Origin of the sequence: Pseudomonas sp. KUIN-1 (assembly GCF_009176725.1) — a bacterium.
GTDB classification, from domain to species: Bacteria; Pseudomonadota; Gammaproteobacteria; order Pseudomonadales; family Pseudomonadaceae; genus Aquipseudomonas; species Aquipseudomonas fragariae.
The window spans coordinates 400,743-416,858 of sequence record NZ_AP020337.1; the positions used below are offsets into that span (position 1 = coordinate 400,743).

At 60.5% G+C, this 16,116-nt stretch carries 10 protein-coding genes and 2 pseudogenes; 5 read left to right on the plus strand and 7 right to left on the minus strand.

Annotated features, from left to right (window positions below; translation table 11 throughout):
* The first annotated feature begins 56 nt into the window (after positions 1-56).
* On the plus strand, positions 57-1,421 hold the full coding sequence (locus tag KUIN1_RS01995; RefSeq protein ID WP_116886672.1) for a formimidoylglutamate deiminase: 1,365 nt from the start codon (positions 57-59) through the stop codon (positions 1,419-1,421).
* 180 nt (positions 1,422-1,601) lie between these two features.
* Here the strand turns inward: KUIN1_RS01995 and KUIN1_RS02000 are convergent, their stop codons facing one another.
* The 7 genes and pseudogenes from KUIN1_RS02000 to KUIN1_RS02030 all read right to left on the minus strand — a co-directional run bounded on the left by KUIN1_RS02000 (position 1,602) and on the right by KUIN1_RS02030 (position 8,670).
* Positions 1,602-2,180, minus strand: coding sequence for a lipocalin family protein (locus tag KUIN1_RS02000; protein WP_003304589.1), 579 nt, complete (start codon positions 2,178-2,180; stop codon positions 1,602-1,604).
* Between the two features lie 3 nt (positions 2,181-2,183).
* Positions 2,184-2,438, minus strand: a complete 255-nt coding sequence (gene bamE, locus KUIN1_RS02005) for an outer membrane protein assembly factor BamE domain-containing protein (protein WP_003403102.1) — start codon at positions 2,436-2,438, stop codon at positions 2,184-2,186.
* Between the two features lie 251 nt (positions 2,439-2,689).
* Positions 2,690-3,700: a class 1 fructose-bisphosphatase gene (locus KUIN1_RS02010; protein WP_003341445.1), complete on the minus strand. Its 1,011-nt coding sequence runs from the start codon at positions 3,698-3,700 to the stop codon at positions 2,690-2,692.
* Between the two features lie 134 nt (positions 3,701-3,834).
* Positions 3,835-5,184 carry a DUF3999 domain-containing protein gene (locus KUIN1_RS02015; RefSeq protein ID WP_024639242.1) on the minus strand — a complete coding sequence of 450 codons (1,350 nt, stop codon included), beginning with the start codon at positions 5,182-5,184 and terminating at the stop codon, positions 3,835-3,837.
* A 26-nt stretch (positions 5,185-5,210) separates the two neighbouring features.
* Positions 5,211-5,483 (minus strand): annotated as a pseudogene (locus KUIN1_RS28445) (DUF2339 domain-containing protein); the annotation flags it as partial.
* Positions 5,483-5,911: pseudogene (locus KUIN1_RS28450) on the minus strand (DUF2339 domain-containing protein); the annotation flags it as partial. The pseudogenes KUIN1_RS28445 and KUIN1_RS28450, both read right to left, overlap by 1 nt.
* Before the next feature lie 308 nt (positions 5,912-6,219).
* A complete protein-coding gene (locus KUIN1_RS02030; protein WP_003403097.1) occupies positions 6,220-8,670 on the minus strand; it encodes a glycogen/starch/alpha-glucan phosphorylase in 2,451 nt (816 codons plus the stop codon).
* A 280-nt stretch (positions 8,671-8,950) separates the two neighbouring features.
* Here KUIN1_RS02030 and pip point away from each other — a divergent pair, with 280 nt between their 5' ends.
* The 4 genes from pip to mdoH all read left to right on the plus strand — a co-directional run bounded on the left by pip (position 8,951) and on the right by mdoH (position 15,181).
* A complete protein-coding gene (gene pip / locus KUIN1_RS02035) occupies positions 8,951-9,922 on the plus strand; it encodes a prolyl aminopeptidase (RefSeq protein WP_003414210.1) in 972 nt (323 codons plus the stop codon).
* Between the two features lie 39 nt (positions 9,923-9,961).
* Positions 9,962-10,399: a D-aminoacyl-tRNA deacylase gene (gene dtd / locus KUIN1_RS02040; protein ID WP_011266358.1), complete on the plus strand. Its 438-nt coding sequence runs from the start codon at positions 9,962-9,964 to the stop codon at positions 10,397-10,399.
* A gap of 263 nt (positions 10,400-10,662) precedes the next feature.
* Positions 10,663-12,606 (plus strand): glucan biosynthesis protein G, encoded by a 1,944-nt coding sequence (locus KUIN1_RS02045; RefSeq protein ID WP_116886680.1) that lies wholly within the window; start codon positions 10,663-10,665, stop codon positions 12,604-12,606.
* Positions 12,599-15,181 carry a glucans biosynthesis glucosyltransferase MdoH gene (gene mdoH, locus KUIN1_RS02050; protein WP_011266360.1) on the plus strand — a complete coding sequence of 861 codons (2,583 nt, stop codon included), beginning with the start codon at positions 12,599-12,601 and terminating at the stop codon, positions 15,179-15,181. Before KUIN1_RS02045 ends, mdoH begins: the two co-directional genes overlap by 8 nt.
* Positions 15,182-16,116 lie beyond the last annotated feature (935 nt).

The following is a 16,116-nucleotide window of genomic DNA, read 5'->3' on the forward strand; positions in this document are numbered from 1 at the left end:
GTCGCTTAAACGTCTGTATATGTATATACAAATTACAGTGATGAGGTGTGAAGTCAATGTCAGCCTTCTTTGCCGAGCGCGCGTTACTCCCCGACGGCTGGGCCCGCAATGTGCGTCTGGAGGTCGGTCAGGACGGTATTTTGACCCGCGTCGAAGCCAATGCTGATCAGCAGGGCGCCGAGAAGGTCAGCGGGCCTTTGCTGCCTGGCATGCCGAACCTGCATTCCCACGCGTTCCAGCGTGCGATGGCCGGGCTGGCGGAAGTGGCGGGCAACCCCAATGACAGTTTCTGGACCTGGCGCGACCTCATGTATCGCCTGGTGGGGCGCATCAGCCCGCAGCAACTGGGCGTTATCGCTCGCCAGCTGTACATCGAGATGCTCAAGGGCGGCTACACCTCGGTTGCCGAATTTCATTACGTGCATCAGGACAGCGATGGCAAGCCCTACGCCGACCCTGCCGAGCTCGCGCTGCAGATCAGCCAGGCGGCCGCTTCGGTCGGTATCGGCCTGACCTTGCTGCCGGTGCTGTACAGCCATTCCGGCTTTGGCGGGCAGGCTCCCAACGAGGGCCAGCGGCGTTTTATCCACAGCATCGACAGCTATCTGGATCTGCAGGCTCGTCTGCGTCCGGTTCTGGCAGCTCAGCCTGCCCAGCAGCCGGGGCTATGCTTCCACTCGCTGCGTGCGGTGACGCCGCAGCAGATAAGCCAGGTGCTGGCGGCCAGCGACCGGCAGTGTCCGGTGCACATTCATATCGCGGAACAGCAGAAGGAAGTCGATGACTGCCTGAGCTGGAGTGGTCGACGTCCGTTGCAATGGCTGTATGAAAACGCCCCTGTGGATAACCGCTGGTGCCTGGTCCATGCGACTCATGCCGAGGCGGATGAAGTGGCTTTGATGGCGCAAAGCGGCGCGGTGGCCGGGCTTTGCCTGACCACCGAGGCCAACCTGGGTGACGGGATCTTTCCGGCGGTGGACTACATTGCTCAGGGCGGTCGCTGGGGGATCGGTTCGGACAGTCACGTCTCGCTCAGCGTGGTCGAAGAACTGCGCTGGCTGGAATACGGCCAGCGCCTGCGCGATCAGCGCCGCAACCGGCTGTATCGCAGCGATCAACCCATGGTTGGCCGCACGTTATACGACGCTGCGCTTGCCGGTGGCGCGCAGGCGTTGGGGCAGCAGATTGGAACGCTGCAAGTGGGTCACCGTGCCGACTGGCTGGTGCTCGATGGCAACGACCCGTACATTGCCATGGCCTCGGACGACGCCATCCTCAACCGCTGGCTGTTCGCCGGCAGCGACCGGCAGATCCGCGACGTGGCGGTCAATGGGCGATGGGTCATACGCGAAGGGCGACACGCCGCAGAAGAACAAAGCAACCGCGAGTTCGCGCAGGTGTTGAGGGCGTTGCTGGGCTGATGCAAGGGAGGACGCAGAGCACTCGGCGTTATTCACGAGTCCGCTTCTGATTCTGGCCGAAGGCCGTGGGAGCGAACTTGTTTGCGAAGGGGGCGGAAAGCGTTCTGAAATTTATCGTTCGAACGACCGTCTTCGCGAACAAGTTCGCTCCTACCGGGCTTAGCCAGAATCCCGATTCGGTTACTTCTCGCCCTTGCCAATCTTCGAGTCATCCTCGCGCCAGATCAGGCGTGAGGTGTCGTAGCCTTGCTGGCGGGCCTTGCTGAGCATGTCTTCCCTGACCGAGGCAGACACGGTCGGTGTACGCGACAACAGCCACAGGTATTTGCGATCCGGGTTGCCGACCACGGCGGTGCGGTAGCCTTCGCTGACGTCCAGAATCCAGTAATCACCCTTGGCAACGCTCGGCAGCAGGCGCGAGAACCAGTTGTCGAACACAACCCACAGCTTGTCGGTCTTGCCCGGAACCTGCGGCGAGGCGGTGCCCGTTGCTTCTTCCCACTTGCCTTCAATCGTGCGGCAGCGGTTGGTCACCGCGATGTTGCCGTCATCCTTGAGCGTATAACGCGCCTCGGACTGAGCGCACTTGCGCTGGAAGAACATCGGCAGACGCGCGATCTCGTACCAGGTGCCCTGGTACTGCTTGAGGTCGACGCTGTCGACAGTCTTTGGCTCGAGGTTGTCAGCCGAGTGGGCAAAACCGATGGCCAGGAAGCTGGCCATGACACAAATTCCAAAACGTACCAGTACCTTGATCATGTGTTATTTCAGACCCTGGCCCGAGAACAGCACAACCTTGTCCGCTGCGTACTGCACGCTGATAAAGGTGTTCTGGTCGCCCCAGGTGCAGCTCGACATGCCCAGCGCACCGGAACATTCCGTCGGGCTGCCGAGCAAGGACTCGACTTGAGCCTTGGGCATGCCAGCGGACAGTTTGGAATAGTTTTCCTGAGTGATCTTGCTGCAGGCAGCCAGCAGGACGCAGAACGAGAGTAACGCGACAGAACGCAAGGACATGGATGTAGCTCCTGAACGGAAGGGGGTCGCGTCGCAGTGCAAGCCGGTGCAGTCTGGCGCTGGCGCAGTACCGCAAGCTTAGAAGAGAAAAACGGAATCTGGTTCCCGGACGGCGCAAGGATTTATGCCGTGGATCAGATAGTCGGCCCGCAGAAGGGGCCGGCGGAATGGCGGATTGCCCGTTTTTCCGAGTATTGGCTCACGCGCTGGTGATCGAGCATGGCCCGATCACCAGCGGTGCAGAAGACGTCTTACGCCTTGTGATACGCGGTGGCGCGCTCGACTTCTTCCTTGGAACCCAGGTACACCGCTACGCGCTGGTGCAGGCCTTCGGGCTGAATGTCGAGAATGCGCTGATGGCCATCAGTGGACGCGCCGCCAGCCTGTTCGACCAGGAAGGACATCGGGTTGGCTTCGTACATCAGGCGCAGTTTACCCGGCTTGGAAGGCTCGCGGCTGTCGCGCGGGTACATGAACAGGCCGCCACGGGTCAGGATACGGTGCACGTCGGCCACCATCGCCGCGACCCAGCGCATGTTGTAGTTCTTTTTCAGCGGACCGTCTTCACCGGCCAGCAGCTCGCTCACGTAGCGCTGTACCGGGGCTTCCCAGTGGCGCTGGTTGGACATGTTGACCGCGAACTCCTGAGTGGACTCCGGGATGGTGATGTCTTCGTGGGTCAGCACGAAGCTGCCCATTTCACGGTCCAGGGTGAAGCCTTTCACGCCATCGCCCAGGGTCAGGACCAGCATGGTTTGCGGGCCGTAGATGGCGTAACCGGCGGCGACCTGTTCGGTGCCTGGCTGCAGGAAGGCCTTTTCATTCAGCGCTTCGTTCTGGCTCAGGTATTCGTTCGGGCAGCGCAGTACCGAGAAGATGGTGCCTACCGGTGCGTTGATGTCGATGTTCGACGAGCCGTCCAGCGGGTCGAAAACCAGCAGGTAGGCACCCTTCGGGTATTTGCCCGGGATCTGGTAGGCGTTGTCCATTTCTTCGGACGCCATGCCGGCCAGGTGACCGCCCCACTCGTTGGCTTCGAGCAGAATCTCGTTGGAGATCACATCAAGCTTTTTCTGCACTTCGCCCTGCACGTTTTCGGTGCCCATGCTGCCCAGTACGCCGCCCAGCGCGCCTTTGGAGACGGCGTGGCTGATTTCCTTGCATGCGCGCGCCACAACTTCGATCAGGAAGCGCAGATCGGCAGGGGTGTTGTTGCTGCGAGTCTGCTCAATCAAGTAACGACTTAGTGTGACGCGGGACATGGATAGCTCCGAAAATAGGGGGTATGAAAACCTGCGCAGTTTAACGCGAGTGGCGACGTAATACTGCTATGAGACTGGCTTAAGACTGTTTCAGTTCAGATGTCAGGCGAAGCACGCCTGACAGGCCGCCTGTTTCAGCGTTTTGCAGCGCGCAGCGTGCTGAACGCCATCCAGCCCAGAAACACCACGCCAAGCAGCAGTACGGCCCAAAGCCCCAGGCGTTTGAAGTCAGTACCTTGTGGCACGGCGATCGGCGCTGCGGCCATGTTGGCCACGGTTGCCGTGGCCGGGCTCGCTGTGCCGAGAGTCGCGAGCTTTTCCGCGCTCAGGTCAGGAATCAGCGTGGCCAGCGACAGGTTGGCAGCCTTGACGCTCGGGTTGCCGATCGCCAGGGTGAATGGTCCGTCACCGCGAGCCAGGAACACCACTTCCGTGGCAGGCACGGCCACACTCAACTGCGGTGCTTCATTGCCCAGCCCGCCGCCGCGATCATCCACCACCAGCTTGAGCTGTTGAACGATGCGCCCGGACAATTGCAACTGGTCCTGCAGGACATCGCTGTTGTTCTGCGATAGCCGGTACAGCAGGCCGCTGCTGATCGGCTGCCAGGGCTGTCCGGCATCGAGCCGGCCGTAGAGCGTCGCCGGTGCCAGGCTGTTGGGCTGGGCAATGTCGATCTTGACGCGGCCTATCGGCAAGCCGGTCGGCAGTTGCCAGACATACTCGTTGGGGCTTTCGACGCTGCCCTGGACCGGTGGCGACCAGGTCAGTGGCGAGGCCGGCGTGCCGCTGCTGGCACTCAGCAGGTGCGCAGAGATCAGCAGCGGCGCACTGTGCGGGGACCGCCACAGCAGGCGCAGATAGCGGGCGCTCTGGCCGGGCAGGCCGACTTCGCGCTGTTCGACCACTTCGTCGGCAAACGACAGCCGTGCAACCTGGCCCTCGCCCCAGTTGCGCCAGTGCTGCAGGTCATCACTGGCTTCGATGCTGAAATTCTGGAAGCCCTCACGCTCGGTGCTCCAGTCGATAACCAGCTGTTCCAGTGGCGCCTTGATTGCGCTGGTGTCCAGCAGCCAGCCGCGCAGCACTTCTTCGCCCGCTTCGATATCGCTTTGTGGCTGCACCTCGATCACGCTGCCGTTGCTGGAGCGCTCGATACGGATGACCGGTGCGGTGTCGCCTGCCTCCTGTGTGCTGTACAGGGCAAACCAGTTGACCTCGATCGGCGTCGGCTCCTGTTCGGGGGCGGGCTGGCGCGGCCTGATCGAATAAGCCTGCGGCTGGCCCTCGGCATTGAACACGCGTACATCGCTCAGATCGGTCTGCCGGGCATTCAGCTGGACGGCAAGCGGCAACTCGATGCGATACCACGGCCCTTGGCCGCTCAGGCTCAGCGGCGTCTGGCTGGCAAAGTCCGCCGGTTTGTCCTGGGCGAGGGCGGTTATCGCCGTGCACAAGGCCAGGCCAAGCACGGCGATCTTCATGGCAGGATGACTCAAGAACGGTTTCCTCATAGCGTTTCCGGTGCGGCAGTCGAGCCTGGGCCGGGTTCTTCACCGACCTCTGTGACAGAGTGTTTCGGCGGTAACGGTGCGAAATATCCCACCACCAATAGCAAAATACCAACACCGATGAACGATACGATGCGCTCCATGCCGCCGCGATTGCTCAGCTCGACGAAGAACAGCTTGATCACCACCACTCCGATCAACGCTGCGCCGCCCAGCCACAGCTGGCGGTTGGCGCGCATGTGACCGCCGATCGTCAAGGCCAGTGCCATCAGCTGATCGCGCTGTCCAGCGGATTGGCTTTTGCTGTCGTGGCTGGCTGGAGGCTCTGTGGGGCGGGCTCGACTGGCGTTGCTGCCTGTGGCTGCTCGTCCGGGAGATCCCAGATCAGCTCGGGACCGTCGGTGGGTGCTTCGATAATGATCGCATCGAGTGGAAGCGGTGCAGGGTCCTGCGCAGGCGGCACGCCGGGCGCGGACTGACGTTCAAGTGCGCTCAGGCGCTGCTGAAGGACATCGAGGGATTCACGGGTTGCGAGCAGTTGCTGCAGCTGATCGGCGGATTGCCTGTCAAGCAGGCGCACGCGAATGCCGGCCCATACGGCCCAGCCCATGACTGCGCCAATCAGCGCACCTGCCCACTCGTCATAACTCAGCGAGTAGCCTAGTGCCGTGCCGCCCACCACCAGACAAATCCAAAGCACGCGACGATATCCTTTTCGGTGTGTGAAGGTTCATCAGGCGCAGTATATAGGGGCCGTCGGACATCGCTTGTAATGTTTTGAGCGGTACACAGGGTTGGTTATGTAACGCGCAAGTGCCGACACCTGCGCGAAGTCTGGTGGAATTCTGAGTAACAGGCAGAACACAGGTCAGTGTGGGTGTGACCGGGGTTGTGGTCCGCATTGCTTGAGAAGGCGCTGTTTCCAGCGCCTTCTTTCTGAGGCAGTGCCGGCCTCTTCGCGAGCAAGCTCGCTCCCACAGAGTCTGTGAGTCTGTTCAGGCTATGACGTCACTCCAGCGCCTTCCAGATGTCTCCGGCGTACTCGCGGATGGTCCGGTCCGAGGAGAACCAGCCCATGCGTGCGGTGTTGAGGACCGCCGAGCGCCACCATTCCTTGGAGTCGTGCCAGCGCTCTTCGACCTTGGCCTGGGCCGCCCAGTACGAGTCGAAGTCAGCGCAGACCAGGAAGCGGTCATACGCCAGCAACTGGTCGATCAGACCCACGTAACGGTTCGGATCATCCGGCGAGAACACACCGCCACGGATCGCCTGCAGCACATCGTTCAAGCGTCCGGAAGCGGCCACGTCGTCATGCGCGCTGAACTCACCTGCCTGCTTGCGGGCTTCGACCTGTTGCGAAGACATGCCGAAGATGAACATGTGCTCCAGCCCGACCTGCTCGCTCATTTCCACGTTGGCACCGTCCAGCGTACCGATGGTCAGTGCGCCGTTGAGGCCGAACTTCATGTTGCTGGTCCCGGACGCTTCCAGGCCTGCGGTGGATATCTGCTCGGACAGGTCGGCCGCCGGAATGATGCTCTCCGCCAGGCTGACGTTGTAGTTGGGCATGAACACCACTTTCAGCAGACCGCGTACGGTCGGATCGTTGTTCACGGTCCGCGCGATATCGTTGGTCAGCTTGATGATCAGTTTGGCCGAGTGATAGCTGGCCGCCGCCTTGCCGGCGAAGATCTTCACCCGTGGCACCCAATCGGTCCCCGGCTCAGCCCGAATGGCCTGATACAGGGCGACGGTGTGGAACAGGTTCAGCAACTGGCGCTTGTACTCGTGGATGCGCTTGACCTGAACGTCGAACATCGCGGCAGGATTGACGGCAATGCCCAAGCGCTCGTGAATGATCGCGGCCAGCGCACGCTTGCTGTGCAGGCGTTGATCGGCCATCTGCTTGCGGAACGACGACTTCTCGGCGAACGGCTCGAGCTCTTTGAGGCGCGTCTCGGCGTTGTCCAGAACATCCTCGCCGAGCGACTCGACAAGCATCTCGGTCAGTTTCGGGTTGGCCTGGAACAGCCAGCGGCGGAAGGTGATGCCGTTGGTCTTGTTGTTGATCCGCTCCGGATAGATCTTGTGCAGCTCGGCGAATACGGTCTTGCGCATCAGTTGGGTGTGCAGCGCCGAAACGCCGTTGACGCTGTGCGAGCCGAGGAAGGCCAGGTTGCCCATGCGTACCCGACGACCGTTGTCTTCTTCGATCAGCGATACCGCGCGCAGCACGTTGACGTCGTCGACACCCTTGGCGCGCAGTGTGTCGATGTGCTGCGCGTTGATCAGGTAGATGATCTGCATGTGGCGCGGCAGCATCCGCTCCATCAGACCGACCGACCAGGTCTCCAGTGCTTCAGGCAACAGAGTGTGGTTGGTGTAGCCGAGGGTGCCGACGGTGATTTTCCACGCGGTGTCCCACGGGATGTTGTGGTTGTCGATCAACTGACGCATCAGCTCGGCCACGGCGATCGAGGGGTGCGTATCGTTCATCTGAATCGCCGCGTGCTCGGACAGATCCGTCAGTGTGGCGTGCTGGTTCAGATGGCGGCGCAGCAAGTCCTGCAGCGACGCGGAAACGAAAAAGTATTCCTGACGCAGACGCAGTTCCTGACCGGCTTCGGTCGCATCGTTCGGGTAAAGCACGCGGGAAATACTTTCGGCGCGCACCACTTCGGCCACGGCGCCGAAGTGATCACCGGCGTTGAAGCGTTCCAGGTGCAGGTCTTCTACCGCACGGGCGCGCCACAGGCGCAGGGTGTTGACGCTCTTGCCGCGCCAGCCCACCACCGGGGTGTCATAGGCGATGGCCCGAACGGTCTCGCCCGGACGCCATACCTGACGCGAATCGCCCGCTTCGGTCGGGACGGTGTCGACGCTGCCGCCGAAGCCGATGGAGTACACCACCTCAGGGCGTTCGAATTCCCATGGGTTACCGAAGTCCAGCCAGTTCTCGGTCTGTTCCTGCTGCCAGCCATCGACGATGCCCTGACGAAACAGGCCATGCTCGTAACGAATGCCGTAACCATGACCCGCGATGCCCAGGGTCGACATGCTTTCCATGAAGCACGCGGCCAGACGACCGAGGCCGCCGTTGCCCAGTGCCGCATCCGGTTCAAGCAGGCGGATACGTTCGATGTCCACACCCAGCTCGGTCAAGGCCTCGCGAGCGACTTCGAGCAGGCCCAGGTTACTCAGGCTGTCGTACAGCAGCCTGCCTATCAGGAATTCGAGAGACAGGTAGTAAACGCGTTTCTGAACCTTGCGATAGATCTGCCGCGTATGGTCCATCCAGTGTTCGACCATATGGTCGCGGGCGGCAAGGGCGACAGCTTCAAACCAGTCATGCTCAAACGCATGGTCGGGGTCCTTGCCCACCGAATAGGTGAGTTTGGCGAGCACAGCGGCGCGAAAAGCGGCCACATCAGCGTCACGAACAAGTGGTTCCTGAGACATCGGTAAAACCTCAAGTAGTCTGACGAATGAAAAACGGGATTCTTAGACTGTAGGCGTGTCGTCAATTATTTCCTGAAAAAAAGCGAAATAATTCATGGCATAGCTCTCGCTTCGACCCAGCGCGACAGCTCTGGTTCGCGCACCGTTGAAATTGGCAAAACGCTTGCATCGTTCGTTCCATCCTGATCAATGACGTGCAGCATGCTGATTCTTCGTTTCGGGTTTATGATGCCCCACGGCAGAATAATAGAAGCCTCTGAACTGGACTTATGGAGCACTTATGCAGACTTTGTACCCGCAGATCAAACCCTACGCCCGGCACGATCTGGCCGTGGAACAACCGCATGTGCTTTACGTCGATGAAAGTGGCTCGCCAGAAGGCTTGCCGGTGGTGTTTATCCACGGCGGCCCGGGTTCGGGATGCGATGCGCACAGTCGCTGCTATTTCGATCCCAATCTGTACCGCATCGTCACCTTCGACCAGCGCGGCTGCGGTCGTTCCACACCGCATGCCAGCCTTGAAAACAACACCACCTGGAAACTGGTGGAAGACCTTGAAGCGATTCGTGAGCACCTCGGGATCGACAAATGGGTGTTGTTCGGCGGTTCGTGGGGTTCGACCCTCGCTCTGGCCTATGCACAGACCCATCCTGACCGCGTGCACGCGATGATCCTGCGTGGCGTATTCCTCGCCCGTCAGCAGGAAATCGACTGGTTCTATCAGGCCGGCGCCAGCCGTCTGTTTCCGGACTATTGGCAGGATTATGTCGCGCCGATCCCGCTGGACGAGCGTGACAACATTCTGGCTGCCTTCCACAAGCGACTCACCGGTCCGGACCAGATCGCCCAGATGCACGCTGCCAAGGCCTGGTCGACCTGGGAAGGGCGCTGCGCAACCCTGCGGCCCAATCCGCAAGTGGTCGATCGCTTTGCCGAGCCGCACCGCGCGTTGTCCATCGCGCGCATCGAATGTCACTACTTCATGAACAACGCCTTTCTGGAAGACAACCAGCTGATTCGCGACATGCCGAAGATCGCGCACCTGCCGGCAATCATCGTCCACGGTCGTTACGATGTCATCTGTCCGCTGGATAATGCGTGGGAGCTGCACCAGAACTGGCCTGGCAGTGAACTGCAGGTGATTCGCGAGGCCGGGCATTCGGCAGCCGAGCCGGGTATCGCCGACGCGCTGGTGCGTGCTGCCGCAGAAGTGGCGCGCAATCTGCTCGACCTGCCGCCCGAAGAGGCGTGACAGCAGTCCGGTATTGGTTTTGAGTCTGGAAAGGCATCTATGAAAGGTTTGTTGCAGCGCGTGCGAAGTGCGCGCGTCGAGGTGGGCACCGAGGTCGTGGGCGCCATTGAACAGGGCATATTGGTGTTGGTGGGAATAGAGCCTCAAGACACCCGCGCCAGTGCCGATAAGTTGCTGCACAAGTTGCTCAATTATCGAGTGTTCAGCGATGTTGAGGGCAAGATGAATCTGTCCTTGCGTGAGGTGGGGGGCGGCCTGTTGCTGGTTTCCCAGTTCACGCTGGCTGCGGACACCAAAAGCGGGTTGCGTGCGGGCTTCTCGAAAGCCGCGCCTCCGGCACTGGGCGCCGAGTTGTTCGACTATCTGTTGAGCCAGGCCAGAATCGCGCATCCCACGGTAGCTGCGGGCCAGTTTGGTGCAGACATGCAGGTGCACCTGATAAATGATGGCCCCGTGACATTTTTGTTTGATACATAAGCTACGATTTCACTTTATCCCCCTGAATTCATCTGTCTTGCGGGAATAAATTTCTTTGTCATACCTGATGCGTTGTGGCGCGCGCTACTGGATAATCGCGCGTTGCGGGGATCGACACTGTTGGTCCATTTGGTATGACAAAAGCGGTTCTGACACCTGGTTGGGGAATCATTAAGCCCATTCGGAGTCGGAACAATGCTCGCCAACCCGGCATTGATAGCTGGCCGTTGGTTTTTTCATCTGTTTTTCGGCGAGGGTTGCTCGTGATTGTTAGTCCCTGTGATGCTCCAAAGACACCTGTCAAGCGGTTGCGTAGTGCACTTCTGGCAAGCTCGGCCCTTGTATGCCTGTTCAGTGCAGGTCAACTGTGGGCGTTCAACCTTGATGATGTAGCGGCGAAGGCCAAAGAAATGGCCGGGCAGAAGTTCGAGGCTCCGCGGAGCAATCTGCCGAACGAGCTGCGCGACATGAAGTTCGCCGATTATCAGAAGATCCGCTTCCGTGATGACAAGGCCGAATGGGCGGGTGAGAAGACTCCGTTCAAAGTGTCTTTCTACCACCAGGGCATGCACTTCGATACGCCGGTCAAGATCAACGAAGTGACCGCGACCAGCGTCGACGAGATCAAGTACGACCCGAATCGTTTTGACTTCGGCGATCTGAAGATCGACCCGAAATCCACCGAGAAACTGGGTTATGCCGGTTTCCGTGTCCTGTATCCGATCAACAAGGATGACAAGCAGGACGAAATCATGACCATGCTGGGCGCGAGCTACTTCCGCGTCATCGGCAAGGGTCAGGTTTATGGCCTTTCCGCGCGCGGCATGGCGATCGACACTGCCTCGCCATCCGGTGAAGAATTTCCGCGCTTCAAGGAATTCTGGATCGAGAAGCCAGGCCCGGATGACAACCATCTGGTGATCTTCGCTCTGCTCGACTCGCCGCGTGCCACCGGTGCCTATCAGTTGACCCTGCGTCCGGGTACCAACACCCTGGTTGACGTGAAGTCGCGCATGTTCCTGCGTGACAAGGTCAACAAGCTGGGCGTTGCTCCTCTGACCAGTATGTTCCTGTTCGGCGCCAACCAGCCTTCGCGTGTGCCTAACTACCGTCGTGAACTGCACGATTCCAGCGGTCTGTCGATTCAGGCGGCCAACGGTGAGTGGCTGTGGCGTCCGCTGAACAACCCTAAACATCTGTCCATCAGCAGCTTCTCGGTCGAGAACCCGCGTGGTTTCGGTCTGCTGCAACGTGGCCGCGACTTCAGCCAGTACGAAGACCTGGATGACCGCTACGACAAGCGTCCAAGTGCCTGGATCGAGCCGAAGGGCGATTGGGGTAAAGGGACTGTCGAGCTGGTCGAAATTCCGACTGCCGACGAGACCAACGACAACATCGTAGCTTACTGGAAGCCTGAAACGCTGGCCGAGCCTGGTCAGGAAATGGCGTTCGACTACCGTCTGCACTGGACCATGCAGGAAAACTCGATTCACTCGCCGGATCTGGGCTGGGTCAAGCAGACTCAACGCTCCATCGGTGACGTGCGTCAGTCCAACCTGATCCGTCAGCCGGACGGCAGCCTTGCCTTCCTGGTCGACTTCGTGGGCCCGGTGCTGGCCGCACTGCCGGAAGACAAGACCATTCGCAGCCAGGTGACCACTGACGACAACGTCGAGCTGGTGGAAAACAACCTGCGCTACAACCCGGTCACCAAAGGTTACCGCCTGACCCTGCGTGTCAAGGTCAAGGATTCCAGCAAGCCGACCGAAATGCGCGCCTACCTGTTGCGTGAAATCCCTGCCGAACCGGGCAAGGAACCTGCGCTGCTCGTGGCTGACAAAGCCGAAGAGAAGAAGGCCGCCGCCAAGGAAGCTGCCAAGCCGGCAGTCGCCAAGGAGTCCGCCAACGACCAGGTAGAAATCGCCAAGGCCGACGCACCCAAGCCGGAAGCTGCCAAGCCTGAGACTGCCAAGTCTGAAGCAGGCAAGGCTGACGCAGCAAAAGCTGACGCAGCCAAAGGCAAAGGCGAAGTCGCCAAGGCCGATGCAGGCAAAGCCGACGCATCCAAGGCTGAAGCAGCCAAGGATAAGGACGGTAAGGAAATTCAGCAGCCTGAAACCGAGGCAGCACCCACCCATCCGGAACCGGCCAAGACGTTGCAAGTCATGACCGAGACCTGGAGCTATCAGTTGCCGAGCGATGAGTAATTCTCTACCGGTGCCAATGTCTCTGAACGAGTACCTGGCGCATTTACCGATGAGCGACGAGCAGCGGGCAGAACTTGCCGGCTGCACGACCTTCGCCGAGTTGCATGAGCGACTTTCCGCGCAGCCGGTCACTGACCCTGCCGAGGCCGCTCAGGCTTCGGTGGGTCGCCGTCTGACGCTGACTACCGCAGATCAGCTGGAGGACGCCGAGATGCTCGGCGTCGATGCCAGCGGTCGCCTGTGCCTGAAGGCCACACCACCGATTCGCCGGACCAAGGTCGTGCCAGAGCCATGGCGCACCAACATCCTGGTGCGCGGCTGGCGTCGCCTGACCGGCAAGGGCAACCCGCCCAAGCCCGAGCACGATGATCTGCCGCGGGATCTGCCGAAGGCGCGCTGGCGTACCGTCGGTTCGATCCGTCGCTACATCCTGCTGATCCTCATGCTGGGTCAGACGATCGTGGCTGGCTGGTACATGAAAGGCATTCTGCCGTATCAGGGCTGGTCGCTGGTTTCGCTCGACGAAATCACCCGTCAGACCTTCGTGCAGACCGCCTTGCAGGTCATGCCTTATGCCTTGCAGACCAGTATCCTGTTGTTGTTCGGGATTCTGTTCTGCTGGGTATCGGCCGGTTTCTGGACCGCGCTGATGGGCTTCCTGGAACTGCTCACCGGTCGCGACAAATACCGCATCTCGGGTGCCAGTGCCGGCAACGAGCCGATCGAAAAGGGCGCACGTACTGCGCTGGTCATGCCGATCTGCAACGAAGACGTGCCTCGGGTTTTCGCCGGTCTGCGCGCTACGTTCGAATCGGTAGCGGCCACGGGTGACCTGGATCGTTTCGATTTCTTCGTGCTCAGTGACACCAACGAAACCGACATCGCCGTTGCCGAGCAACAGGCGTGGCTGGACGTGTGCCGCGAGACCAAAGGCTTCGGCAAGATCTTCTACCGTCGCCGTCGCCGTCGCGTAAAACGCAAAAGCGGCAACCTCGACGACTTCTGCCGGCGCTGGGGCGGTGACTACCGCTACATGGTCGTGCTGGACGCCGACAGCGTCATGAGCGGTGAGTGTCTGACCAGTCTGGTTCGCCTGATGGAAGCCACGCCGGACGCCGGTATCATCCAGACCGCGCCACGTGCGTCGGGCATGGACACGCTGTATGCACGCATGCAGCAGTTCGCTACCCGGGTCTATGGTCCGCTGTTCACTGCCGGTCTGCACTTCTGGCAGCTGGGTGAATCCCACTATTGGGGGCACAACGCGATCATCCGCATGAAGCCCTTCATCGAGCACTGCGCCCTGGCGCCGCTGCCCGGCAAAGGCGCATTCGCCGGTGCGATCCTCTCCCACGACTTCGTCGAAGCTGCGCTGATGCGCCGTGCCGGCTGGGGCGTGTGGATTGCCTACGACCTGCCAGGCAGTTACGAAGAGTTGCCGCCTAACCTGCTGGACGAACTCAAGCGTGACCGTCGCTGGTGCCACGGCAACCTGATGAACTTCAGGCTGTTCCTGGTCAAGGGCATGCACCCGGTTCACCGTGCGGTGTTCCTGACCGGTGTGATGTCTTACCTGTCGGCACCGTTGTGGTTCTTCTTCCTCGTGCTGTCCACGGCTTTGCTGGCGGTGAACACGCTGATGGAGCCGACCTACTTCCTTGAACCGCGTCAGCTGTACCCGCTGTGGCCACAATGGCACCCGGAAAAAGCCGTTGCGTTGTTTTCGACCACCATCGTCCTGCTGTTCCTGCCTAAACTGCTCAGCGTCATTCTGATCTGGGCCAAGGGCGCGAAAGGCTTCGGTGGCAAGTTCAAGGTCACCGTTTCGATGCTGCTGGAAATGCTCTTCTCGGTGCTGCTGGCTCCGGTGCGCATGCTGTTCCACACACGCTTCGTACTGGCCGCTTTCCTGGGCTGGGCCGCGACCTGGAACTCGCCGCAGCGCGACGATGATTCCACGCCGTGGATCGAAGCGGTGAAGCGTCATGGTCCGCAAACCCTGCTGGGCGCGTGCTGGGCCTTGCTGGTGTTCTGGTTGAACCCGAGCTTCCTGTGGTGGCTTGCGCCGATCGTGGTGTCGTTGATGCTGTCGATTCCGGTGTCGGTGATTTCCAGCCGTACCAATCTGGGCGTCAAGGCGCGTGACGAGAAGTTCTTCCTGATTCCTGAAGAGTTCGAGCCGCCGCAAGAGCTGATCTCGACGGATCGGTACACCTACGAGAACCGCTGGCATGCGCTGAAGCAGGGCTTCATCCGCGCTGTGGTCGACCCGCGCCAGAACGCCCTGGCCTGCGCCCTGGCGACGTCGCGTCACCGTCAGGCTCAGCCGATTGAAGTGGTGCGTATGGAGCGTGTCGATCAGGCACTCAAGGTCGGTCCGGCAAAACTCGGCAATCAGGAACGCCTGATGCTGCTGAGCGACCCGGTCGCCCTTGGCCGCTTGCACGAGCGCGTCTGGAGCGAAGGTCACGAAGAGTGGCTGGCCGCGTGGAGAGCTTCCATCGAAGCCGATCCACATGCGCCTCTGCTGCCTTTGCAGCCTGAAGGTAAAGCATCGGAGCCGGTCCCGGTCTAAAACCGCCCGGCTACGAAAAGAGCCCCTGACGCTTACCGCGTCAGGGGCTTTTTTATTGGGCTTTGTGGCAAAGACCCACGCAAGCGAGGGGGAGAGGCGAACTTGTTCGCGGCATGTTCGGAAAGCTTGGCGGCCCCTTCGCGGACAAGTCCGCTCCTACGCCCGTTGGGCAGAATCAAAAACGGCCTCCTGCCCGAGGGGTAGGGGCGAACTTGTTCGCGAAGACGGTCTTTCAAGCGATGCATTGTCGGGAAGCTTGACGGCCCCTTCGCGGACAAGTCCTCTCCTACGCCCGTTGGGCAGAATCAAAAACGGCCTCCTGCCCGAGGGGTAGGAGCGAACGTGTTCGCGAAGACGGTCGCTCAGGCGATGCATGTCCGGAAAGCTTGGCGGCCCCTTCGCGGACAAGTCCGCTCCTACGCCCGTTGGGCAGAATCAAAAACGGCCTCCTGCCCGAGGGCTAGGAGCGAACTTGTTCGCGAAGACGGTCTTTCAAGCAATACATTTTCGGAAAGCTTGACGGCACCTTCGCGGACAAGTCCGCTCCTACGCCCGCTGGGCAGAATCAAAAACGGCCTCCTGCCCGAGGGCTAGGAGCGAACTTGTTCGCGAAGACGGTCTTTCAAGCAATACATTTTCGGAAAGCTTAACGGCACCTTCGCGGACAAGTCCGCTCCTACGCCCGTTGGGCAGAATCAAAAACGGCCTCCTGTCCGAGGGGTAGGAGCGAACTTGTTCGCGAAGACGCTCGCTCAGGCGATGCATGTTCGGAAAGCTTAACGGCACCTTCGCGGACAAGTCCGCTCCTACGCCCGTTGGGCAGAATCAAAAACGGCCTCCTGCCCGAGGGGTAGGAGCGAACTTGTTCGCGAAGACGGTCTTTCAAGCGATGCATGTCCGGAAAGCTTGGCGGCCCCTTCGCGGACAAGTCCGCT

Bases quoted from the DNA above. Each gene is read 5' to 3' on its own strand.
- KUIN1_RS02030 (WP_003403097.1), bottom strand. From the start codon at position 8,670: ATGTCTCAGGAACCACTTGTTCGTGACGCTGATGTGGCCGCTTTTCGC.
- KUIN1_RS02010 (WP_003341445.1), bottom strand. From the start codon at position 3,700: ATGTCCCGCGTCACACTAAGTCGTTACTTGATTGAGCAGACTCGCAGC.
- KUIN1_RS01995 (WP_116886672.1), top strand. From the start codon at position 57: ATGTCAGCCTTCTTTGCCGAGCGCGCGTTACTCCCCGACGGCTGGGCC.
- bamE (WP_003403102.1), bottom strand. From the start codon at position 2,438: ATGTCCTTGCGTTCTGTCGCGTTACTCTCGTTCTGCGTCCTGCTGGCT.
- pip (WP_003414210.1), top strand. From the start codon at position 8,951: ATGCAGACTTTGTACCCGCAGATCAAACCCTACGCCCGGCACGATCTG.
- dtd (WP_011266358.1), top strand. From the start codon at position 9,962: ATGAAAGGTTTGTTGCAGCGCGTGCGAAGTGCGCGCGTCGAGGTGGGC.
- mdoH (WP_011266360.1), top strand. From the start codon at position 12,599: ATGAGTAATTCTCTACCGGTGCCAATGTCTCTGAACGAGTACCTGGCG.
- KUIN1_RS02015 (WP_024639242.1), bottom strand. From the start codon at position 5,184: ATGAAGATCGCCGTGCTTGGCCTGGCCTTGTGCACGGCGATAACCGCC.
- KUIN1_RS02000 (WP_003304589.1), bottom strand. From the start codon at position 2,180: ATGATCAAGGTACTGGTACGTTTTGGAATTTGTGTCATGGCCAGCTTC.